Below are 21,267 nucleotides of genomic sequence, written 5' to 3'. Positions count from 1 at the left end.
GCTATGGACTAGTGCCGGCGTTCGTGCTGGGAACTTCGAATTCCCTCGTTTCAATCACCGAGACCTGTGCTCCTGGACGCAACCGCTCATTGCCCTCCACGACCACCAGCTGGCCAGGTAACACGTCGCCCCAGATTTCCAGACACTCGCCGTATTCTCGCACTTGGGTCAGGGGAAACGGATTCGCTATCCCGTTATCAACCACGAAGACAGCTTTCTTTTTCTGGTTCAACACGATGGCGTCTTTGGGTACCAACATGGCCTGCGGAGAGGTTCCCATAGCCAGGTCCACCTCGGCATACATACCGGGCTTAATCAATGGCCCCAACTCGGTCGATTGATTCGGTATCGAAACCTTGACCGGGAAAGTGCGTGCACGCACATCGCCTTGCGGCACCACGGCCAAGACCGTTCCATCGAACTTGCCTTCGCTTTCCGTCTGGGACAGCGCGGGCACGCGTACGGTCACCGTTTTGTCTTCTCTGCCTCGGGTGACATACGGCACACCCTGCTCCAAAACCTGCACCACGACTTCCACCGTGTCGACGCCTACCACTTCGGCAACCACATCGCCCCGATTGACCCACGAGCCAGCTTCGGTGTTCTTGGTAACCACGTAGCCGGCAAATCGCGAGCTTATGGTGTGCTTGGTGAGTTGATCCTCCAGCCGATTGACTACCGCTTGCTGCATTTCGACCTGGGCCTTGGCCTGGGCGATGGCTTCTTTGCGCGGTCCGGCCTGGGCCTCGTCGTACACGGCCGTGGCTTCGGCGTACAGCTCTTGAGCTTCGGCTGCCGCCATCAATGCTTCCCGCCATTCGTCTTCGGTCACCGCGGTCGATCGCTCGGCCAGGTCCCGCAGGCGTTCCCTTCGCTCCACCCGGTAGTCGCTCCTGGCCTTGGCGGCCGCCATCTTCGCGCGGGCTTGTTCAATCTGCTCCGGGCGGGTGCCGTTTTCGAGTTCTTCAAGTTTAGCCTGCAGGTACTGCAATTCGCTCTTGGCCGACTTGACCTCCAAGCGGATCGTCTCGGTAAGCAGTTGGGCCAAAGCGTCGCCAGCTTCAACGCGGTCGCCTTCCTCAATATTGCACTCGATCACGCGACCATCCACGGCGCTGCCGATGGTTGCCCGTTGTGAGGGCATGACCGTGCCGACGAAAGTTTGCACGTAGGTAATAGGCTGCTGCTTGACTTTGGCCACCACGACCGGCGCGGGCCCGCGCCCCTGCGCCATGGCAAACTCGGATAGGCAGCAAAGCCCCAGCGCAAGGGCTAGCTTAGCGAACGGCAGTTTCATCACTGGAAACATTCTCGCGGACCTTATCCAAGAGATAGCGTAGTGTTTTAACTTCATCCTCACTGAGCCCCTTCACCGCCTGCTGGCGGATTTCGCGGCCGCACTTGGCGATCTGCTTCCAGACCTTCTGGGCGGTCGGCAAGATATGTATCAACTTGCGCCGTCGATCCTGGTCGCAGCAGCGGCGTTCAATGAGCCCTGCTTCTTCTGCTCGGTCGAGTATGCCCACCAGGCTGGGAGGTTCGATCAACATGCGGGCGGCCAGTTCGGTTTGGCTGAGCGGTCGCCCCTCCATGGCCAAGAACGCTAGCAATTGTGCTTGCCGAAAGGTAATGCCATGGGGTTCCAGACGATCGTTAAATGCCCGCATGTAGGCTTGGTGGGAACTGGTAATCCAGTATCCAACGCTGTCGTCAAAGTCGTACCGGAGCATGAGAAGGCGCAGGTTTCGGGGAGCAAAATGGTTAGCGCTCTAATTATTCTTGCAAGCACCGAGGCGTTCGGCCACCCCAGAACTGCGGGGAAAGGCAATAAATCTGACCTCCGGGTGTGGATGAGATTTCCCCATAGTGGCCACCCGTCATGCCAGCCGAGCTTGCGCCCATCCGAGGGTTTCCCTTCGGAAACCCGACATCGAACACCCCTGGGCCTTATGTTCGGCCGGTCTAGAGACCGCTGGGCTGAGATTTTCCGATGGTGCTTTCCACAATTGGCGGAAGGCGCTTCGATGTAAGTCCTACGTTTTAGCGTGTCTGTCTCCCAGGGTCGCAGGCGGCGCAATCCGGCGTCCATCCATTCCGCCATACCTGAGAGCTTCCCGGGGCAACCTCATGCCAGTCAAAGCGACCAACCGCACCACGGACCTGGCCTGCATCGCCGCGCTGGTGATCTGGCTGGCATCGTCCGTCGTAGGTTTCTCGATGCTGGTTGCGTACAGTCAGTCGCCCGGCACCTTGGAAACGCCCCCGCTCGACGCGTTGGACGTCGACTGGCACCCGCGGACGCCCTTCCGCCTGTTTGTGGCGATTCATCCCCAGTGCACCTGTTCGCGTGCGACGGCCAACGAACTGGCGAGAATTCTGCACGACCACTCCGACGTGCTTGCCTGCAAGGTGCTGATGTATCAGCCCGAAAGCGCCCCCCGAGAATTTGGTGAGACATGGCTCATGAGTCACCTGGCGACACTTCCTAACACGACGATTGTTCGGGACGTGGAGGGCCGAACGGCGCGCACACTCGGCATGCGCACTTCCGGTTCCGTGGTGCTGTATGGCCCCACAGGTAGCGCCCTGTTCTACGGTGGCATCACCGTTGCCCGTGGACACGAGGGAGATAGCGTGGGTTCGCAATGCATTCTGTCGTTGCTTGAGAACCAGCCGCCGGCGACCACCAGCACAGATGTCTATGGGTGTCCACTCGAGCGTCCTGCAACATCCCCTTAGCGATTGGATCGAACGCCATCGACAAGGCTGAAATCATGTTGGAGAGTCCACAAACAACCAGGCGCGCCCGGGAAATCCTCGGTGCGCGGACATTCGAGCTCTACAAACAGACCGATCGTTTGTTTGCTGTGCTGTTTGTGGTTCAGTGGATCGCCGCAGTGGCTGCAGCCGCCTGGTTCACCCCGCTATCCTGGAGAGGCAACGAGCACTACCTGCACGTTCACATCTGGGCATCGGTGCTGCTGGGGGGACTGCTCGCAGCAGCACCGATCGCGATGGCCATTCTGAAGCCGGGCTCGATGGCGACTCGAATGACAATTTCCGTGGCGCAGGCCGCCTACTCGGCTCTGCTGATTCACCTGTCGGGCGGTCGGATCGAGTCGCACTTTCACGTGTTTGGCTCGTTGGCCTTTTTAGCGTTCTATCGCGACTGGCGAGTGCTGGTTCCGGCCACCGTGGTCGTGGCGAGCGACCACCTGCTGCGGGGGGTGTTCTGGCCCAATTCCGTGTTTGGCGTGCTCACACCCAGTTTGGGGAGGGCCCTGGAACACGCAGGCTGGGTGCTCTTCGAAGACGTGTTCCTGGTGTGGAGTTGCATCGTGGGCATGCGCGACATGCGGCAGGCGGCCCTCACGCAGGCCCAACTCGAGCAGGCCAAGGCCAGTACCGAGCAAATTGTACAGCAGCGAACTGCCGAACTTCAGCAGCGCACCGAAGAGTTAGAGGCCTCGGTAAGGGAAGCGAAACTGATGGCGCAAAAACTCGTCAACGCTCAGAAGCTCGAATCGATCGGACAACTTGCGGCGGGCATCTCTCACGAAATCAACACGCCCATGCAGTTCATCTCGGATAACACGCTCTATCTCAAAGAGTGCATTGACCGCCTACTGGCAATGACCGAGATGTACTCGCAAATCGCCGACATGACCGGTCCCGACATTCCCTGGAGCGAGCGGCGTCGGCAAATCAATGCCATGTTAGAACAGAGCCACTACGAAGAATTAAAACGCGAGGTGCCTGCTGCGTTGATCGAAAGCCAGGACGGCATCGAACGGGTAGTTACCATTGTCCGAGCGATGAAGTACTTCTCACACCCTGGCACCGCCGAGAAAGAACTGTCCGACTTGAATCAACTGGTTCGCAACACCGTGACGATCAGTCGTAACCGTTGGAAGTATGTCGCCAAGGTGGAACTGGAACTCGATGAAAACCTGCCCGCGATACCGCTGCTCCCTGCAGAGATAAACCAGGTACTGCTGAACCTGGTGGTCAATGCCGCCGACGCCCTGCGAGAGAAGTATGGCGACCTCGAACGACCTGCAGGGGTCATCACCATCCGTACTTTCTGCGATGCAGAGAACGCCAACGTCGAAATCGAAGACAACGGCGACGGAATCCCGGAGGAAATCCGTTGTCGGGTGTTCGACCCCTTCTTTACCACCAAGGAAGTCGGGCAAGGTACCGGTCAGGGTCTAGCCATTTCGCACGACATCGTCACCAACAAGCACCGAGGGCAGTTGGATTTCGTTTCCAGAATGGGGCAAGGAACCGTTTTCTCCCTGAAACTTCCCATTGCTGACTGTTACCATCCGCAACACCCGCAAGCGGGAGTAGTAATCGCCGCAACTTAGACGTGCGGTGAATTCTCTGTTGTAGACTTTTTGACACAGAAAACCTCATTCACCGTCTTCAGTTTGCGCGCCACCGGGGGGGATAGAGCAGCATGAGCGAGAGAATTCTGATTGTCGACGACGAACAGCCGCTGCTGAATGGACTGCGGCGGCGCCTCGGAGACTATTACGACCTGACCACCACCAACTCGGGCGACGCAGCGCTTGCCGAGATCGAGGCCAGCGGTGGTTTTGCCGTAGTGATGACCGACATGCGGATGCCGGGAATGAATGGCATTCAGTTGATCCAGCAAGCGCGCATGCTGGCCCCCGATAGCATCTACATGATGCTGACCGGCAACCAGGATCAGGCCACGGCCATCAAAGCCGTAAACGATGGGCAGGTGTTTCGCTTCCTCAACAAACCTTGCGACCACGACCTCATCCGCCGAGCGCTGGATGCCGGGCTGGCCCAGTATCGACTGGTGACCGCCGAAAAAGTGTTGCTGCACAAGACATTTGCCGGTGCCGTGGGTGTGCTTACCGACGTGCTGGAGATCGTGCAGCCAGACGTGTTCAGTCGCACCAGCGAAATCGAAATGATGGTCGACACCCTGCGCCAAGCCATCGGCGCCCCCGACCGCTGGGAATACAAGCTGGCCGCCCGACTCGGTCTGATTGGCTTCGCCCTCCTGCCCGAAGAGCAACGTCGCAAACTGGAAACTGCGGCGCCGGAAGATCCTGAGTTGCAGGCGATCCTGATGGAAAGCGCAGCGACGGGAGCCAGACTGCTGGAAAAGATTCCTCGACTGGGAACGATCGCCAAGATCATTCGTGAGCAGGTCCACGTCGATGGTAACTGCACCATCTCGCTGGCACCTCAGGAAGACGAAATCATCGCAGTGGGAGCCACCCTGCTCCGCATCGCCATGCAATGGAACTTCCTGTCACGCGTCGGGGTCAGCACGAAAGATGCTGTTGCCGAGATGCGGCAGTTGCTGCCGAAACTGCATACGGTGTTCGACCAGGAACTCGAACGAACCCCCATCTGCTCCGATCATCTGACGCCGGTCAGCTTAACACTGGAAGAGCTGGAAGAGGGCATGGTGTTGTATGCCGACGTCATGACCCGCGACGACTCGCGGCTGCTGCGTCGCGGCCAACGCCTGTCGGCCGTGGCTCTGGAAAAGCTGCTGAACCACTACGGCAACCTATTGGCGAGCGACGTGGTAACAGTGTGTGCTTCTTCATGCCCGAACGATGTCACTCACCTGGCGGTCGATAACGCCACGGTGACGGTCTAGCACCACGAACTCCGCTAGCTGGCCACCAAGGTAAGCAGCTCGTCCAGATCCAACTGGGCTACGGCATTCGCCACCGGCGGGCTGGCGAACACGCGGACTCGCTTCACGTAGTTGTCGAACTGCTCGCGGGCGAGCGTCCGCACCACCGGCGAGACTTCGCCCAGGGGACGGTAGGTGTTCGCCTTGCTGGAGTAGACGTCGACATTAAACTGCACCTCCAACTTCACTGGCGGGGCATCGATCAGCACATCGTGCGACGCAACCACCTCGCCCGTTTTATCGGCGATACGTTCCGCCAGTCGCGTGCTGCAATTCACCAACCACTCGTACGGCCGTCGGGCCACCAGTTCGTACACGGCTGGCGAGTCGAGCAAACTGTACTGGCCCACTCGCTTGTAAAGTTGTCGCTGTCCGCCAAACAGCGACCGCACCAGCCCCTCGGCAGGCCGCCCTTGGCCGACGGCCAACAGATGGCTGGCGAACTGTTCGTCGGTGGCCGAAAAAATCAGCCCCCAGTCCAGCTCGTTCTCCAGATCGTACACAGCCCGCTGCAACATGGCGGTGGCCGACCGCGCTGCATGGTGCCAGTACACCTCGCTGAACATCACATAGCGGGCAAACACCATCAATTCGGCGGCCGTCTTGCCTTTCTCAGTCACCGCCAGGCGATCGCCCGATGCATTCAAGCACAGGCTCGACACCAGCCGCCGCTGATCGAAGTTCCGCCCGTAGGGCACGCCGCAATGCATGCTATCGCGGGCCAGGTAGTCGACCTTGTCGACATCGATGGGACCCGAGAGCATGCTGCTGAGCGCCCGCTCGCCAGGCGTGTCGACTCGGCCTTCGATCAGGTCGGCCACCTGCTGCGGCGAGACGTTCCAATCGTCGGCCAAGGCCGCCGCCACGGGTCCTTCGGTAATCGCGGTGCGGGCGGTCGCCTCGTGATGAATCACGCTGTCCAGGGCGATGTCTTCCAACGGGTGGCAGTACGGGTAGTGGCCGATGTCGTGCAGCAATGCCGCCAGCAGAAAGCACTCGGCCTGGCGAGCGGTCACCAGTCCGGCGAAGCGGGTGTCGCTCGCGAGTCGCTCCAGGAAGTCGAGCGCCACGCGATACACGCCCAGCGAATGCTCGAATCGCGAGTGCCCTGCCCCGGGATACACCATGCGAACCAGCCCCAGTTGCGAAACGTCGCTCAATCGCCGAAAGGCGGGGGTATCGATCAGTCGACGGATCCGCGGCGTCAGCGGCACGTCCTCGCCCGGTGGCAGGCGAAGCAATCCTTGCGGCGCGTGACGCGAAGCGAACTCGGGAATGGAGTGCAGATCGTCCGTCATGGCGGCCGTCGGTTTGTGGTTAGCCGCCTAGCACCAGGCCCGGCAGGAACGACAGGCCCATCAACAGCCGCAAGAGTCCGGTGAAGATGAAGAACAAGGCAAACAGCATTACCGCACTGGCGGGGTCCAGCTCCAAGCTCGCGTAGGCCGAGAGCAAACCCACCATGAACATCACGGCCAGCGGTATCAAAAGTTGCCATAATTGCAGGCCCGACTTTACATCCTCCGGCGTGGTAAGCCGGCTGAGGATGAACGCGAACAACAGCCAAGCCAGGGCGAACCCCACACCGCATGCCGCGGCCCGCAACCAGAGCTGCGCCCCGCGATAGGGCTCGAGTTCGTCGTCGCGCAGGAACATGTATCCTCCGGCCGCGACAAACGGGCCCAGCACCGCCGCGGCGCCACACATCACCAGCACGGCGGGGACCACGCTCGCCGTTGCCACGAAGCCCTTGAGCAAGAAAGCCACTAAACAGGCCACCACCACGACACCCAACGCACTGAGGGCCATCAGCGGCGAGAACTTGCTGTCCTGGCGGCGGAAGGTCTTCAGAACGCTGCGACCCTTCGAGTCCACCGGACCCGAGGGCTGCTCGTGGATGACCACCTGGTCTTCCAGCTTGGGAATGGTGATCGTCTTCTTACAACTGGGGCACGGGCCCTGCTTTCCCGCGTGCTTATCGGCAACGGTAAAACGCTTCAGGCAACCGGGGCAAGTTACTTGGATGGGCATCGGAGGGGGAGGTCGATCGAGGTGGAAGGCGGCCGCGGACTAAGTCGCTACTCTGCAAGTGTGGACAGCCCTCTGCGACGGGTCCATACCGGGCTGTGAGGAAAATTCGCAACTCACGGCGAGTCGTATTGCTTCAGCTCATCTTCGTTGATCAGCTTGAAGCCCTGGCTGGTGAGAGTATCGAGCGCCATTTCGATGTTGTCGACCATCACCGCTACGGCCGGCCGGCCCGTGGGGCGGACCAGCAGCGGATAGACCTGGGTAATGTTGATTTCTGCCGCCAACAGGGCCGTACACATCTGTAGCATCGGCTGGGGCGTATCGGGCAATTCGATGCCAATCAGGTCCGATTCCACCAGGGCCAGGCCCGCCCGTTCCAGGATTTCGCGCCCCGCCTCGGGGTCGCTGAGCAGGAAGCGAACCAACGCACATTCGGTCGAATCGGAGATACTCAGGGCCACAATACGAACCTTGCTGCCCTGGAATTTCCGCACCACTTCGACCAATTGGCCGACGCGGTTTTCCAGAAACACGGTGAATTGCCGGATCGACGGATAGTCTCGGCCACGCGCTGTGACAAAGTCGGTTCCCGCTCCCTCGCCAATACTCATAGAGGTTCTTCCTTCAAGTTACGTTTCGGATGGCCGACGTCGATGTCGGCGATGAGATGAGCCTGAGCTGCGAAGTTTGACGTAAGTATAGGTCTATTGGGTAGTTAATTCAACGCGACTCTTTTCGCCCCCCCGACACCGGGCGCTGCCGTGCTGTGGCGGGTCCGCTATAACGGATGGCTGGTCCAATTTCACCCCGCCATGGAGGGCCGTGGCCACCGTGTCTCGCGAATTTAAGTTCTCCGTTGAAGTTCGTTACTACGAAACCGATGCCCAAGGCGTCGTGCACCACGCCAACTTCTTCAAGTATTTCGAAGTCGCCCGCGTGCACCACCTCCGGTTCCTGGGGCACGAGTACGCCGACCTCGAACGCGACGGCGTGATCCTGGTGGTCAACAAGATTGCCTGCGCCTACCGCATGCCCGCCCGGTTTGGCGACACCCTGGAGATCTCCGTCCGGACGATCAAGGCGCGGGGCGCCCGCATCGACCACGAGTACCTGGTGCACCGCGATGGCCTGTTGATCGCCGAAGGCTCCAGCACCCTGGCCTGCGTCGACCGCGAGGGCAACATCCAGCGGATACCCGATTACTTGCTGCTCGACAAAGAGTAGCCGCGGCGACGTCCCGGTAGTTGGCCGGCAGACTGTCGCATGTTAAACAGCAAACAACGTTGCATCGCCCAACGTCCCGGCGGGCGACCATCCCCTCCCCCAACTCAGGCCTGCACAAACTCATGTCCAAGATTCTGATGATCGTTGGCGACTTCGTCGAAGACTACGAAGTGATGGTTCCCTTTCAGATCCTGCAGGCGTTTGGCCACGAGGTCCACGCGGTGTGCCCCGACAAGTCGGCCGGCGACACCGTGGCCACCGCCATTCACGACTTTGAGGGCCAACAAACCTACAGCGAAAAGCGAGGGCACAACTTTGCCCTGAACGCCACGTTCGCCAAAGTGGAACCCGAAAGCTACGACGCCCTGGTGGTGCCCGGCGGGCGGGCGCCCGAGTACCTGGCGATCGATCAACGGGTGCTCAAGGTGGTGAAGTACTTTGCCACGGCCGACAAACCGATTGCGGCCACGTGCCACGGCCCGCTCATTCTGACGGCCGCCGGCGTGGTGAAAGGCAAACGCTGCCAAGGTTACCCGACCGTCCGCCCCGAAATCGAATCGGCCGGCGGCACGTGGGACACCCCGGCCGAAGGCCTCGACAGCGTCTGCGTCGACGGCAACCTGGTAACCGCCCCAGCGTGGCCCGCCAACGCCGTATGGATGAAGGCGTTTCAAGAGGTGCTGGTTGGGTAGTGGCGAGTTTCGAGGAGCCGAGAACCGTTACTCAAAACACTCAAAACTCCAGTTGGCCAAGCTACAGCTCCGGTGAGCCGGAAGCGTCAGCGTCTGGAGTATCCGCTGCCGTAACTCATTGGGTGGCAGCGACAGTCGGTCGGAGTAGGTTTAGCCATCGGGAGAAGCTGGTTCGACCGATTGTCGGTGTCGCTGGCGACAAGAGGTTTTGCAGGCAACTGGATGCATTCCCCCCGACCTCTTGTGCTACGCACACGGACAACTGGCCGGGGAAGACGCAACAAGTGGCAGGAGCAACTCCGCCCAGCTGTCCGTGCTATCCGGCCTGCGTTCTAAGAGACGGCGGGTACTACTTCGCTCGCCATCGGTACGAGCCCAGCAGCCCCAGGCAGAAGAGACCCGACAAGGTTAGCGTGCCCGGTTCCGGTACGGCTGTTGTGACATCGAAACGCAATGTCGGCCAGTCGGCCGCTAGTTGCCCACTCCAGTCGGTACCGTAGGCAACCGTCACCGAATCGGCCGTCCAGGTGACGACGGGGTCGCTCGGTCGAGTGGCGCCAGTTGGGTTGGAATCGGGATCGAACAAGTAGGACGAGTAGTCGCTATCGGCAAAGTTGAAACTGGCGCCAATGATATCGACCGTACTGCCCGGCGATGACTCAAACTGCAGGTCGGACAGCGTAAGCGAGAAATCGAAATTGGAGCTCGCCCCCTCGATGGCGATGTCGAAACTATCGTCATCGGCCCATTCAATGTAAACGTCGGGGTTGGTTAGCACCGACAAACTGGACATGCTCGCCGTGGTGGTGGTTGGGCCAATCGAGCTGCCGTCGAGTTGCCCATCGATTTGAATGCTGTCGCCCAGGATCGACGCAGCAGGGGCCTCGGCAGATGCCAGCAGCAGAAGAGCACATACCGGCCCCATGGCCAATCGGAGTGATTTACTGTCGCAGAGACATTGCAGAGCAGCCTCACACGCCGCGTGGTCGTCTTTTCGCATCGCTTTCTCCTGTGCAGTTGAGCAGAGTTGATATTTCTCGAGCATGCCGAAGGCACCTGGTTCGGACGGATGATGAGCTGCTTGACCCGCCCCACTCCAGCCCGGCATTGTAGGGGTTCGTGCTTCCAATCGATACCATTTGCGACGAAATTCTGCGAAACTTTGGAGGCTTCCCCTCAGAGTGGCCCACCCGCCGTCGACAGCACCTGGGGCTCAACCTGACGAGTCGCGGTATTGCTGGCGTTCTCGAGGTTCCATGCAGTTGGAACGCACGGCGGGCACGGCCAACGCAAGTCCCCCTGGCCCCACCGGTGTACGGCCCGAATGGGGCCAGCCGACGATTCTGGGACTTCGCCAGGGACAGCTATCTCAGTGCCTCCACAACATGAGCGGTGCCGTGAGACTGCAATACCCAAACGTCGAACGCCAGGTCCGCTCAGGGCGATGAAGTACGTAGGATACTCGCTGACGCGGAAGTTGTAGACCGTGACCGACTGGTGGGTGTCGGTGATTGACAACAATCAGATCGTCAATCCTCTGCAGAAACTGGCCAAAAGTCAATGCCGGATATGCCAGTGTCCTGTAATGCCATCCTAAGTCTCTCCGACACAATGGTAGCCACACGCCACCCCTTTGCCATAAAAAGATCATGTCCCTGAGTTCGATTGCCGTTGATCACCAGCTTGACTACCATGCGAGGGTTTCCTGCGAGCCTTGGATGATCGGGCGGATAGTATTGGATATCTGATCGATCATGGTCGATGCAATCAACTACATGCAGTGGATTGATCAACTCCCAGCTCCCTTCCGCGGCTATGACCGTCGGAATTCGCTGAATTTCATCGGGCGCGATTTCGTCGATGATGTTCGCCATCCGCGTCGACATAATCTCAGAGCCAAAAGCTGTAGGCACATAGTCTACGGGTCTACCCTCTCGCTGCACTAAGATTGGCACTGGTTGCAGCCCTGAGTATGCTACTCCCTTTCGAAACGCCCAAACGTCTAAATCTTCCCCGTTCGGAAACGTATCGGGGAGCTGCAAATGCCAACTTGAATCATCGTCTGCAACCAATCGAAAGTAATTCATATTCGCTAGCTCAGAATTTCCCCAGAACATCAGCTCTAGACGCCGCAGCTTTAAAAAGATCACCAAAGTCAGTATTGTGAATTTGACGACGGAGATCCCAAAGTTCGTCCAACAATTGGTTCCTAAAGGATGTGCCGGACAGGCCTTCAGTTGCAGTGACTAATCGGTCAAGAATGATCTGATTGACGACTTTTCCATGCGGCCCAACATGGCCTGGCAGGCGCGTGATATTCAGAGGATGCTGAAGCGAGAGTCCAGCTTTCTCAAATAGCACTTCTAACTGTGGGGCAAACAGTGCATCTTTATCTGTTGCAATATGATGGAGTTCGCCACGTAGTCTCCTTATTTTCCTGAGTCCAAGGGTTCCAGCTTCGATCGCGTCATCTACCTGTTGACCATAGCTATTATGCACCCAAACGTCGAACGCCAGGTCCGCCGGGGCGATGAAGTACGTATGATACTCGCTGACGCGGAAGTTGTAGACCGTGACCGATTGGTGGGTGTCGGTAAACTCAACCCTACTTAAGTAGGTGGATGATGGCTACGGCCGTAGGAAACTTTCCCTCAATGTCAGCTAGGTCCAAGATCTCTCGCCAAACAACAAAATGAGTTGACTTCAGAACGTTGCGTTCAAACTCAAAGCAACGCATATCAGGTGAGAACAGAACGCCCGCCTCCAACCCTTCACCATTCTCAATAAACCCGACCAGCTTAGCCGTATTTGGATCAATACCATGCGCAAGAATCGCTCGCCTAAGGTCTTCAAGTATCGGTTCAGTGCGTAACAATTCTGTAAGCTCATTCATCTCGTCTTTCAGCATGTCTGGCTTGAACCTCTCCGATCGGCACATTTTCACTTTCTCCCCGTCACGATCTTTAAACGTGGGATCGCCGCCTGGCAGTAAGTGCAGATGTCACGTGTGGCCCCAATGGCCTCAATAATAGCTCCCTCACGTCTGGCGGTTCGCATGATGTGCCTCTCTGCATCATTGATTCGCGGCACCAGAGCATGCTGCGGCAGAGCTGGGCTTTTCACGTTACGAGAGGCCCCACGAATGGCACGGCGCGCTGACCCCGTACGCCCAGCACCTGCGACCCACATCTCAGTCAAACCTTCGCTCGTTCGAACTTCAGCTGCAGCATATGTTGTGTTGGCAATTTCATAGTCCGACATATTGAGCTTGATTCTATCAATCTCCTTGCGGACATTCGCGGTGGCTGCTGCGGCAGCATTTGGTTTTCGATACGCATTATGCACCCAAACGTCGAACGCCAGGTCCGCTCAGGGCGATGAAGTACGTATGATACTCGCTGACGCGGAAGTTGTAGACCGTGACCGACTGGTGGGTGTCGGTGATTGACTCGACGGCTAGCCACTCGCCAGTGGCCGTGCTGACCAGGTCGCCCGGCTGCAATTCGCCGGCGGCCGTCCAGCCCTGGCCCTGGACAAAGAACGGATGCTCGGGCGTGGTCCGCAGCACCCGCCCGGCAATTTCGACCTCAAGCAGCTGCCCTTCGCGAGTGAAAACCTCCTCGACCACTTGCGGCGTGGGAACGGCCGTGCCATCGTCGCTCGTTGGTGGTTACTTCACAAATTTGTTTACGGTATTCTCACATGGAAGTCTTGTTGCTACTCATTTGTGCGAGATAGAGTAATTGATATCTAGATGCCAAAATCTACGTGATAGTCTTGTTGACCAATGAACTGGAAGTTTGTGAATTTGTTCGAGTAGACGAAGTCCACGAATCGTTGAGAAGTTAGGATTTCACCAAAAAGATTGGCGGTCCTAAAAATGTCTTCGCCTAACCACGTCTCTTCTCTCAATACAACTCGATCAATACTTTTGATCGACATAGCTCTACACTTGTCACATCCACGAAAATTATTGATGGCGATTCCACTCGCGGACTCATCCAAGAGCGTGTAGGTGCATACAGGCGATGCCATGTAATATGCAAGTGCCGTATTGCACAATTCGATGGTAGTATCTGAAAACTCTAAGCCAGAGAGACCCGAAACACTATATGATTCTACGAATCTTGTGGATACGGCGATATCCATGCCATCGGTTAACAGATCGCCTGGATGGTTGCCGTGCTTCAGTCGATAGCGATGAGGCGGAAGACGGCGGAGATTAGACAGTCTTGCTCCACAGGCGACACACTTGGGAGGCTCGGCACGCTGTGGCCTGTCAACCAACTCAAACTCTGCGTATGTAGATTTTGCAGTGGCGAGGGAAAGTATATAGAAGTGCATAATTCTAAAAGCCCAGGTTAACTCCAGGAATCCTCCAACTCAATTCCGGCTGCTGGTAGTAGTTGTGTATATGTTGAAGAAGGGCATTCTCCGTAAGGTCCGGACCTTGTTGTCTAATGTATCGCACCATGTCGTCGTCCATGATTCTGTGCCAATCTTCGTAGCCTACATGCCCACCAGGAGAAGACATATATTGAAGACTTCGTCGGTTGCGTAGCGCATGACCACCAGCGAATCCAACGTCATCCAACGCACTCAGCATCTTATTTGAAACTAGGTGGTGATTCTCAATTACATTGATCGCTGATCTCTGGGCCGCTTGATGCGTTCTCCATCCGTCAACCAAATCGTCGATAAAGTCGTCCAGATGGTGTGCACCGTCAACGGCAGCCAGTGGCGCGTTGCACGCGTTATGCACCCAAACGTCGAACGCCAGGTCCGCCGGGGCGATGAAGTACGTATGATACTCGCTGACGCGGAAGTTGTAGACCGTGACCGACTGGTGGGTGTCGGTGACTGCTTGGACCGGTAGCCACTCGCCAGTGGCCGTGCTGACCAGGTCGCCCGGCTGCAATTCGCCGGCGGCCGTCCAGCCCTGGCCCTGGACGAAGAGTGTTTCCCTTTGGTTCGTTTGGTCCCCGTTTGAAGCGTGGATAGTGGCGGCGCGGTCGGGCGTCAAAATCTCGGTTGTAATAAAATCGCCGTAGATATCGCGCGGTGGTGTGATCTAATGAAGATGCCGCGCGGGCTGGGTGGATGGGCCGAAGGTGCGCAAGCCAACTGAGCCGACGGCGCTAGCCGCGGGGGAGTAGGTGTTGGCTGGGGGCTCGTGGAGCTCGTCCCCAGGCATCCCGCGGACGTGAGTGGCAGTGCACGGGAACCTGTGAGGAGTTTTGGGCCTGCTCGGTGAGTTTTGGGCCCACCTGGGAGTATTGGGACAACTCGCTGTATAGGTGGGGACTACTCTCGGGGTTTTGTCGCACCTTGCGGGTGGTTGGGCCTGGAAAACAAGGGGTTTCTCCACCTGGGGGGTGACCAAAACCCTCCGAGTTTTGGGCCCACGAATGCGAATGGGGGAGGCTGGGGAGAAAAACCAGCTGTAGCAAAACTCGCCGGGGGTGTCCCGATACGCCGAGGGGTGGCTGCTTGTTGTGGACCTGCGGGAAGGAAGGTTGGGGGCCGATCCGCCGCGCCGGCTAGGTTGTCCCTGTTTTCACCCTACGACGCCAAGAATCGCCCTTCGCGGGCGAAACGTCTGTTGAGTGCCGCTTTTGCCCGATAGACTGTCAGGTGGTTCGCTTCGCGATTTGAGCCAATGATGCGGCCGAGGCCCTTGATTCGAAACGCTTGCTGAAAGCAAACATCGTCATGTTGCAGACTATCTACGAGAATCCCTGGCTGCTGCCCGCCACGGCCGGCGCGGTGCTGGGCTGTCTGGTTCCGATCGTTGCCATTATCACCGACCACCAGCGCAAGCTTCGCCAGGCCGAGCTGGACCATGAACTGAAACGCGAGTTGCTCGCCCAGGGGAGAACTCCCGACGAGATTCAACAGATCCTGGAATCAACGTCGGAGCCAAGCCCCTGGTGGGTGAAGCACACGCAGTAGTCGCCCCGGCGATGATGCAACGGATAAGTGGTACTCACGAGCATCTCATCTCCTGCGGAGAAAGCCCCAAAGCACCTGTTCGCCCTTGCTCGAAACGCATCGCGCCGCCTGGGTAAACTCTGCTGCCTGCGCAAACGTCGACAACTGCCATCGTTGTAGGCTCCGCGGTCCAAAAAACTCCGCAGCATTCCGCGGAATCTGCCCCCTTCGCCCAGCCGCGCGCAGCAGGTGGTGTATGTTCCCATAGAGGTGGTGATCCGTACCGAGGCGGATTCCCCCCCTGCCCCGTTGCCATTCCTGTTTCGTCCTCGATGCGTGCCCACGGAAGGGACCCGCGTGCGTTTCCTGCCTGCCAACCCGACCCGGCAAGTCGCCGCTGCCGCAGCGCTCTGCTTGCTGCTGGCCACGGGTTGCAGTTCGCACCGCAACACCTGGCGGTCGCCGGCGGTAGTGGCCCCCCTCGATCTCCAATCGCCACAGGCCCTGGCCGGAGGACTCAGTCCGGCCGAATGGAATTACGCGCAGGCCTTTGCGCTCGAGCAATCGGGCCAGGCCGAATGCGTCGACTTCTACTACCAGGCGGCTGTCGCGGCATGGCCTACCATCGCCGCATCCCATGGCGGCGGCGCATCCCGAGAGCAGGACCTGTACCACTCGGCTGTAACGCGAATGCTCGTAGCAGCACAGCACCACGGCCGGTGGCGACCAGGGCAAGGTTTGCTGGTCGCCGGTCGGGGCGGACTCGTGCCGGTGCCAACCGCGTACGATGGATTTGCCTGGCAGCCTGCGGAGTTCAGCGAACTGGCGCCCGTCGGCGAGTACGAGCTGGCCCACCTGAAACGGCGGTATAACGCCCCGGGACTTGGTGTGCCGCTGGTAGTGGTGCGGCGGGGGCCGTGCATCGAGCCGTTCATGCAGGTGGAAGAATCGTTCGCCGCGACGGCTGTCCTGCGTCCTTGCTCGGCGAGCGCGGACGGTAGCGCAGGCGGGGTTTTCACGCTCGAGCTGATCAATCCCCTGGCCAGCGATACGATCTCCACCAGCGGCCGCAGCACCCCGCTCGCCCGCGACATCTCGGCTCCCTTCGCGTACCCGCCGCCGGAGAACAACGATTTGTGGCTGCAGGACTTCCTGCTGCCGGGATCTAGTACCGAGGATGGTGGCCTGTACATGCTCGAACCATACCAGCCCAATAAGATTCCTGTGGTGCTGATCCACGGCCTGCTGTCCGATCCGGCCACTTGGCTCAACATGGTGAACGACCTGCGGGCCGACCGCGATATTGCCGACAAGTACCAGTTCTGGGCGTTCCGTTACTCCACCGGCACGCAGTTCTTCCGCAGCGCGGCAACCTTGCGAAAGGAGCTGCACCAACTGCGGGCCACGTACGATCCACAGCGGGACCATCCCGCCCACGCGCAAATGGTGCTGGTGGGGCACAGCATGGGAGGATTGGTAGCCAAGCTGCAGGTTATGTTCGCCGGCGACGCGCTGTGGAGCACGCTGGCCAATCGCCCCCCATCGCAGATCGTCACCACGCCAGCGACGCGTGATGGTTTGGTAAGCCAGATGTTCTTCGACCCCAATCCCGATGTGTCCCGCGTGGTATTCATCGGCACGCCCCATCAGGGCTCGTCGGACGCCTCGCGGTGCATTGGCCGGCTGGGTTCGCTACTGGCCGAACAGTCGCCCGAAACGAAACAAGAGCACGATCAGTTGCTGCGCGACAACCCGGGCGTGTTCACCGCGGAGATCGAGCGAAGGATCCCCAGCAGCATTGACCTGCTGAAACCGGACAATCCGTTCCTGCTGACGATGCTGGGCATGCCCTTCTCGCAACGGGTGCGAGTGCATTCGATCTGCGGCGTCGTGAACCGGCCGCTCCGCCCGGAGCCGACCGACGGCGTAGTGCCGCTGTGGAGTGCCCAACTGGCCGGCGTGTGCAGCGAAGCGATAGTCGACAGCAAGCACACCGAACTAACGCACGATAACGCCACGATCCGCGAGGTGGCCCGCATCCTGCGGCTGCACACGCAGTGCCGGTGAGCTTGGAGTGTTTTGAGCGCCGGACGGTTGTACGCAGGTAGGTGGCCGAGGCATTCTTAGCCGCGGAGCGGCTGGGAGAAGCAGTTCCAGCGTGACACACCTCTGCTCCCGTCGCGACCTGTGCCATCGCAAACGGCGTAAACCACGTCATACCGCTGGAGTGGTCGCAAAATACCGTCGTTGGAACCAGAAGGCGACGTTCACCAGCCCGATCATGACAGGCACTTCCACCAGCGGCCCAATCACGGCCGCAAATGCCGCACCTGAGTTGATTCCAAACACGGCAACCGCCACGGCGATGGCCAGCTCGAAGTTGTTGCTCGCCGCGGTGAAGGCCAGCGTGGTTGTCTTCGAGTAGTCCGCACCCACTTTGCGGCCCATGAAGAAGCTGACAAAAAACATCGCCACGAAGTAGATTAACAGCGGCACCGCGATCAGCAGTACGTCGCCGGGGATACGGACTATCTGATCCCCCTTGAGGCAAAACATGACGAGGATCGTGAACAACAGGGCGACCAGCGTGAGCGGACTGATCCGCGGGATAAACGTCTGCTCGTACCACGCGCGTCCCTTTGCCCGCAGCAACACCCATCGGGTCAGCATTCCGGCCAGGAACGGTATGCCAAGGTAAATGAAGACACTCTGGGCAATCTCGCCCATGCTCACTTGCACCACACTACCTTCCAGCCCCAGCAGCGGTGGGAGCCAGGTGATGAAGAACCAGGCGTAAACGCTGTAGAACAACACCTGGAACACGCTGTTGAAGGCCACCAACCCCGCGGCGTACTCGGCATCGCCCTTGGCCAGGTCGTTCCATACAATCACCATGGCGATGCACCGCGCCAGACCGATCAAGATGAGCCCGGTCATGTACTCGGGGTAGCCCCGGAGAAAGACGACCGCCAGCACGAACATCAGCACCGGGCCGATCACCCAGTTCTGCACCAGCGACAGGCCGAGGATCTTCCAGTTGCGAAATACGTCGCCCAATTCCTCGTACCGCACCTTCGCCAGCGGCGGGTACATCATGAGGATCAAGCCGATGGCAATCGGTACGTTGGTGGTGCCCACCTGAAAGCGGTTTATAAAAGTTTCGGAGCCTGGCAGGAAATAACCGATCGCCACGCCTGCGGCCATGGCCAAGAAGATCCACAACGTCAGAAAGCGATCCAGAAAGCCCAGTCGGCCATCAGGACAAACCCCCGTGGGGCAGGTCTGTGTGCTGCTTGTTTCGCTCGCCATGATCGCTAACCTCCAATGCCTCGGGAAGCGTCATCATGCAGACGCGAATCCTTCGGCTGCACGTACAGTGCCGATGCTTATTGAGTCTTCTGAGGACGCTCTGGCCCTGTTCGCGCAAACTTAACCGCCGGGCTTCACCGCATACACTTTCACGCTGGCAGCGTAGTCGTTCACGTTGTAGCGGGCCAGCAAGTCCTTCAGCCGCTCGTGCAATCCTTCGTCGCCCGACGACACGACCGGCAGGTCGCCGTCCGTCGAGGGCGAGCAGCAGGCCGACTGGTTTTCGACCTTAGCGTAGGCGTTTAGATCGCTGTGGGTGTCGACCACCTGCACGGCGTCGAACCCAGCGGCCACCAAGCCCGCCTGGTACTCCTCGATGGGAATCGCGCCCGCGATGCAACCGACGTAGGCCAACAAGTCGCCGGCAAGGTCCGGCGGCAGTTCGGCCTTCAGGGCAATGTCGCTTACCGCCAGTCGTCCCCCTGGCTTGAGTACGCGAGCCACCTCGGCGAACACCGCCTGCTTGTCAGTCGCCAGGTTGATGACGCAGTTGCTGATCACGCAATCCACCGAACCGTCGGGCAAGGGAAGCTGGTCGATGGTGGCCTGGTGAAACTCGACGTTCGTCGCGCCCGACTTCTCCGCGTTGCGACGCGCCAACTCGAGCATCTCGGGAGTCATATCGATGCCGATGGCACGGCCGGTCGGTCCGACCTTTCTGGCGGCCAGGAACACGTCCAAACCGCCACCACAGCCCAGGTCGACCACCACCTCGCCTTCGGTGATCGAGGCCGTGGCAGTTGGGTTGCCACACGAGAGTCCCATGTTGGCTTCGGCTGGAATCGATCCCAGTTCCTCCGACGAGTAACCAAACGCCTCGGCCACGGCCTTTACGCCCTGGTGATCGCTGGAAAGTCCGCTGCCAGCAACGCTTCCGTATTTCGACTTCACGGCATCTTGTACGTTCATCTCAACTCCTTCCGCCAAACGGCTCGGACCAGCGGGGACAAGGATCTGGGATTCGAAACTCTATTGCCTCGTTACGACATTTTTAATATTATGGAATTATGGAAGTCAAGACCGCCGTCACTGCCTTGGCCGCCCTGGCCCAAGAATCGCGACTCAGTATTTTCCGACTGCTGGTCCCAGCCGGTCGTGTCGGCATGCCCGCCGGCGAGATCGCCGAAGCGCTGGACATCCCCCCGGCGACGTTGACATTCCACCTCAAGGAACTGACTTACGCTGGACTGATCGATTCGCAGCGTGAAGGCCGATCGATCCGCTATTCGATCCGCGAGGAGGGGGTCTGCGAGCTGTTCACCTACTTGCTGCTGGATTGCTGCAACGGCCAGCCCGAACTATGCGGAGGAAGCTGCGGCCCCAAGAACAGACGCGGGAAGCGATAGCCGCACAAGCTTCGCCAGCGTTGAGGCTTTGAGCACCGCTCGGCAGGTGACGCGAAACACTCGCCCTGCGCGGGGTACCCCAAAAAGTGAGCCCGCCTCGTACGATCCGTGTACAAGGCGGGCTCTAACGACGTCGATCGGAAGGCAGGAGGCATCCAGGCCTGCTGTTGGTTGCGGCGACGTTTAGGCCACCAGGCGAACCGCTTCGTGGTTCTCTTTCACGCCGATCACGAACTCTTCAAAAATACGCATATCGAGTGCCGAAGCGGTGTTGGCTTCGGGGTGGAACTGAGTGCCCAGCGCGAACCACTCGGGACCCTGGTACTCGATGGCCTCGATAATGCCGTCAGGGCATTTGGCCGTCACGGCAAAGCCTTCGGCCAGTTCATCCACAGCCATGTGGTGACGACTGTTCACACGCAGCTCGCCATCGCCGTACACGCGATCGAGCAACGATCCGGGCATGATCTCCAGCGTGTGGCGATGCTGCGAATCGATGGCGTCGCGGTGCGGCAGGGCGTCGGGACGGTCCTCGGGGATATGCAACAACAGGTTGCCTCCCATGGTGACGTTCAACAGCTGCATACCGGCACCAATGCCGAACACGGGAACGCGACGTTCGCATACGAGCCGTGCGAGGGCTCGGTCGAACACTTCGCGGCGGGGATCAAGCGGCTTGATAGTGGGATGGAGCATCCATCCATCGCGACGCGGATCGAGGTCGGCACCGCCGACCATCAACATGCCATCGACGATATCCAGCATCTGGTTCATATCGTCCAGATCTGCCACAGGGGGCAAGATCAGCGGAATAGCATCCGCTTTTATAATGGCGTCGTAGTATCCGGCGCCAACGTAGGAGAAAGCGGGGGTATCGCCCTGGGCGGCACGATAGTCTGCATTCAATCCAATGACCGGCTTCGACATCTCTCAACACTCCCTGTGAGGTGACTGGGATAGACGGCACAGGCCCCGACTTTCT

General features: G+C 59.2%; 23 protein-coding genes. 8 read left to right on the top strand and 15 right to left on the bottom strand.

The features are described from left to right. Position 1: 1 nt before the first annotated feature. A complete protein-coding gene (locus NG895_RS11505; RefSeq protein ID WP_252852639.1) occupies positions 2-1,234 on the bottom strand; it encodes an efflux RND transporter periplasmic adaptor subunit in 1,233 nt (410 codons plus the stop codon). A 43-nt stretch (positions 1,235-1,277) separates the two neighbouring features. Beyond that, positions 1,278-1,730: a MarR family winged helix-turn-helix transcriptional regulator gene (locus tag NG895_RS11500; protein WP_252852638.1), complete on the bottom strand. Its 453-nt coding sequence runs from the start codon at positions 1,728-1,730 to the stop codon at positions 1,278-1,280. 397 nt (positions 1,731-2,127) lie between these two features. Between NG895_RS11500 and NG895_RS11495 the strand changes: the two genes are divergently transcribed. From NG895_RS11495 to NG895_RS11485, 3 genes are all read left to right on the top strand, one after another. Further along, a complete protein-coding gene (locus tag NG895_RS11495; protein WP_252852636.1) occupies positions 2,128-2,739 on the top strand; it encodes a hypothetical protein in 612 nt (203 codons plus the stop codon). Then, a complete protein-coding gene (locus NG895_RS30595; protein ID WP_252852635.1) occupies positions 2,706-4,370 on the top strand; it encodes a sensor histidine kinase in 1,665 nt (554 codons plus the stop codon). The genes NG895_RS11495 and NG895_RS30595 overlap by 34 nt, the downstream gene beginning before the upstream one ends. A gap of 92 nt (positions 4,371-4,462) precedes the next feature. Beyond that, entirely contained in the window at positions 4,463-5,653 is a 1,191-nt protein-coding gene (locus tag NG895_RS11485) for a response regulator (RefSeq protein WP_252852634.1), read from the top strand. Between the two features lie 14 nt (positions 5,654-5,667). Here NG895_RS11485 and NG895_RS11480 read toward each other — a convergent pair whose 3' ends face one another. The 3 genes from NG895_RS11480 to NG895_RS11470 all read right to left on the bottom strand — a co-directional run bounded on the left by NG895_RS11480 (position 5,668) and on the right by NG895_RS11470 (position 8,334). Next, a complete protein-coding gene (locus tag NG895_RS11480; protein WP_252852632.1) occupies positions 5,668-6,990 on the bottom strand; it encodes an HD domain-containing protein in 1,323 nt (440 codons plus the stop codon). A gap of 19 nt (positions 6,991-7,009) precedes the next feature. After that, the gene (locus tag NG895_RS11475; protein WP_252852631.1) at positions 7,010-7,723 is read right to left on the bottom strand and encodes a hypothetical protein; all 714 of its coding nucleotides are present in this window, start codon (positions 7,721-7,723) and stop codon (positions 7,010-7,012) included. Between the two features lie 113 nt (positions 7,724-7,836). Continuing rightward, positions 7,837-8,334 carry an acetolactate synthase gene (locus NG895_RS11470; protein ID WP_252852629.1) on the bottom strand — a complete coding sequence of 166 codons (498 nt, stop codon included), beginning with the start codon at positions 8,332-8,334 and terminating at the stop codon, positions 7,837-7,839. Between the two features lie 220 nt (positions 8,335-8,554). Here NG895_RS11470 and NG895_RS11465 point away from each other — a divergent pair, with 220 nt between their 5' ends. Together NG895_RS11465 and NG895_RS11460 are read left to right on the top strand one after the other, a co-directional pair. Further along, the gene (locus NG895_RS11465) at positions 8,555-8,947 is read left to right on the top strand and encodes an acyl-CoA thioesterase (protein ID WP_252852628.1); all 393 of its coding nucleotides are present in this window, start codon (positions 8,555-8,557) and stop codon (positions 8,945-8,947) included. Between the two features lie 122 nt (positions 8,948-9,069). Next, positions 9,070-9,639 carry a DJ-1/PfpI family protein gene (locus tag NG895_RS11460; protein ID WP_252852627.1) on the top strand — a complete coding sequence of 190 codons (570 nt, stop codon included), beginning with the start codon at positions 9,070-9,072 and terminating at the stop codon, positions 9,637-9,639. A 349-nt stretch (positions 9,640-9,988) separates the two neighbouring features. On the opposite strand, the gene NG895_RS11455 is transcribed toward NG895_RS11460, so the two are convergent. From NG895_RS11455 to NG895_RS11430, 7 genes are all read right to left on the bottom strand, one after another. Next, positions 9,989-10,639 (bottom strand): PEP-CTERM sorting domain-containing protein, encoded by a 651-nt coding sequence (locus NG895_RS11455; RefSeq protein ID WP_252852625.1) that lies wholly within the window; start codon positions 10,637-10,639, stop codon positions 9,989-9,991. A 529-nt stretch (positions 10,640-11,168) separates the two neighbouring features. Continuing rightward, positions 11,169-11,726 (bottom strand): imm11 family protein, encoded by a 558-nt coding sequence (locus NG895_RS30590; protein ID WP_341871449.1) that lies wholly within the window; start codon positions 11,724-11,726, stop codon positions 11,169-11,171. A 10-nt stretch (positions 11,727-11,736) separates the two neighbouring features. Then, positions 11,737-12,138 carry an AHH domain-containing protein gene (locus tag NG895_RS11445; RefSeq protein ID WP_252852623.1) on the bottom strand — a complete coding sequence of 134 codons (402 nt, stop codon included), beginning with the start codon at positions 12,136-12,138 and terminating at the stop codon, positions 11,737-11,739. 106 nt (positions 12,139-12,244) lie between these two features. Continuing rightward, positions 12,245-12,547: a hypothetical protein gene (locus tag NG895_RS11440; RefSeq protein ID WP_252852622.1), complete on the bottom strand. Its 303-nt coding sequence runs from the start codon at positions 12,545-12,547 to the stop codon at positions 12,245-12,247. A gap of 429 nt (positions 12,548-12,976) precedes the next feature. After that, positions 12,977-13,267 carry a polymorphic toxin-type HINT domain-containing protein gene (locus NG895_RS11435; protein WP_252852621.1) on the bottom strand — a complete coding sequence of 97 codons (291 nt, stop codon included), beginning with the start codon at positions 13,265-13,267 and terminating at the stop codon, positions 12,977-12,979. Positions 13,268-13,389: 122 nt separating this feature from the next. After that, positions 13,390-13,983, bottom strand: coding sequence for an imm11 family protein (locus tag NG895_RS30875; protein ID WP_425267217.1), 594 nt, complete (start codon positions 13,981-13,983; stop codon positions 13,390-13,392). Positions 13,984-13,987: 4 nt separating this feature from the next. After that, positions 13,988-14,662: a polymorphic toxin-type HINT domain-containing protein gene (locus NG895_RS11430; RefSeq protein ID WP_252852620.1), complete on the bottom strand. Its 675-nt coding sequence runs from the start codon at positions 14,660-14,662 to the stop codon at positions 13,988-13,990. Between the two features lie 689 nt (positions 14,663-15,351). Between NG895_RS11430 and NG895_RS11425 the strand changes: the two genes are divergently transcribed. Together NG895_RS11425 and NG895_RS11420 are read left to right on the top strand one after the other, a co-directional pair. Then, positions 15,352-15,591, top strand: a complete 240-nt coding sequence (locus tag NG895_RS11425) for a hypothetical protein (protein ID WP_252852619.1) — start codon at positions 15,352-15,354, stop codon at positions 15,589-15,591. 336 nt (positions 15,592-15,927) lie between these two features. Then, positions 15,928-17,637 carry an esterase/lipase family protein gene (locus tag NG895_RS11420; protein ID WP_252852618.1) on the top strand — a complete coding sequence of 570 codons (1,710 nt, stop codon included), beginning with the start codon at positions 15,928-15,930 and terminating at the stop codon, positions 17,635-17,637. Positions 17,638-17,784: 147 nt separating this feature from the next. Here the strand turns inward: NG895_RS11420 and arsB are convergent, their stop codons facing one another. Together arsB and arsM are read right to left on the bottom strand one after the other, a co-directional pair. Beyond that, positions 17,785-18,879, bottom strand: coding sequence for an ACR3 family arsenite efflux transporter (gene arsB / locus NG895_RS11415; RefSeq protein ID WP_252852617.1), 1,095 nt, complete (start codon positions 18,877-18,879; stop codon positions 17,785-17,787). A 120-nt stretch (positions 18,880-18,999) separates the two neighbouring features. Continuing rightward, entirely contained in the window at positions 19,000-19,848 is an 849-nt protein-coding gene (arsM, locus tag NG895_RS11410) for an arsenite methyltransferase (protein ID WP_252852616.1), read from the bottom strand. Positions 19,849-19,946: 98 nt separating this feature from the next. Here arsM and NG895_RS11405 point away from each other — a divergent pair, with 98 nt between their 5' ends. Further along, positions 19,947-20,285, top strand: coding sequence for an ArsR/SmtB family transcription factor (locus NG895_RS11405; protein WP_252852615.1), 339 nt, complete (start codon positions 19,947-19,949; stop codon positions 20,283-20,285). Between the two features lie 183 nt (positions 20,286-20,468). Here the strand turns inward: NG895_RS11405 and NG895_RS11400 are convergent, their stop codons facing one another. Continuing rightward, the gene (locus NG895_RS11400; protein ID WP_252852614.1) at positions 20,469-21,212 is read right to left on the bottom strand and encodes a gamma-glutamyl-gamma-aminobutyrate hydrolase family protein; all 744 of its coding nucleotides are present in this window, start codon (positions 21,210-21,212) and stop codon (positions 20,469-20,471) included. Between the last annotated feature and the right edge of the window lie 55 nt (positions 21,213-21,267).

The sequence above is a fragment of the Aeoliella straminimaris genome, from assembly GCF_024054565.1.
In the GTDB taxonomy this organism is placed as follows: Bacteria; Planctomycetota; Planctomycetia; order Pirellulales; family Lacipirellulaceae; genus Aeoliella; species Aeoliella straminimaris.
The sequence above is the reverse complement of the archived record's forward strand: the minus strand, read 5'-3'. Positions and strand labels throughout refer to the sequence as shown.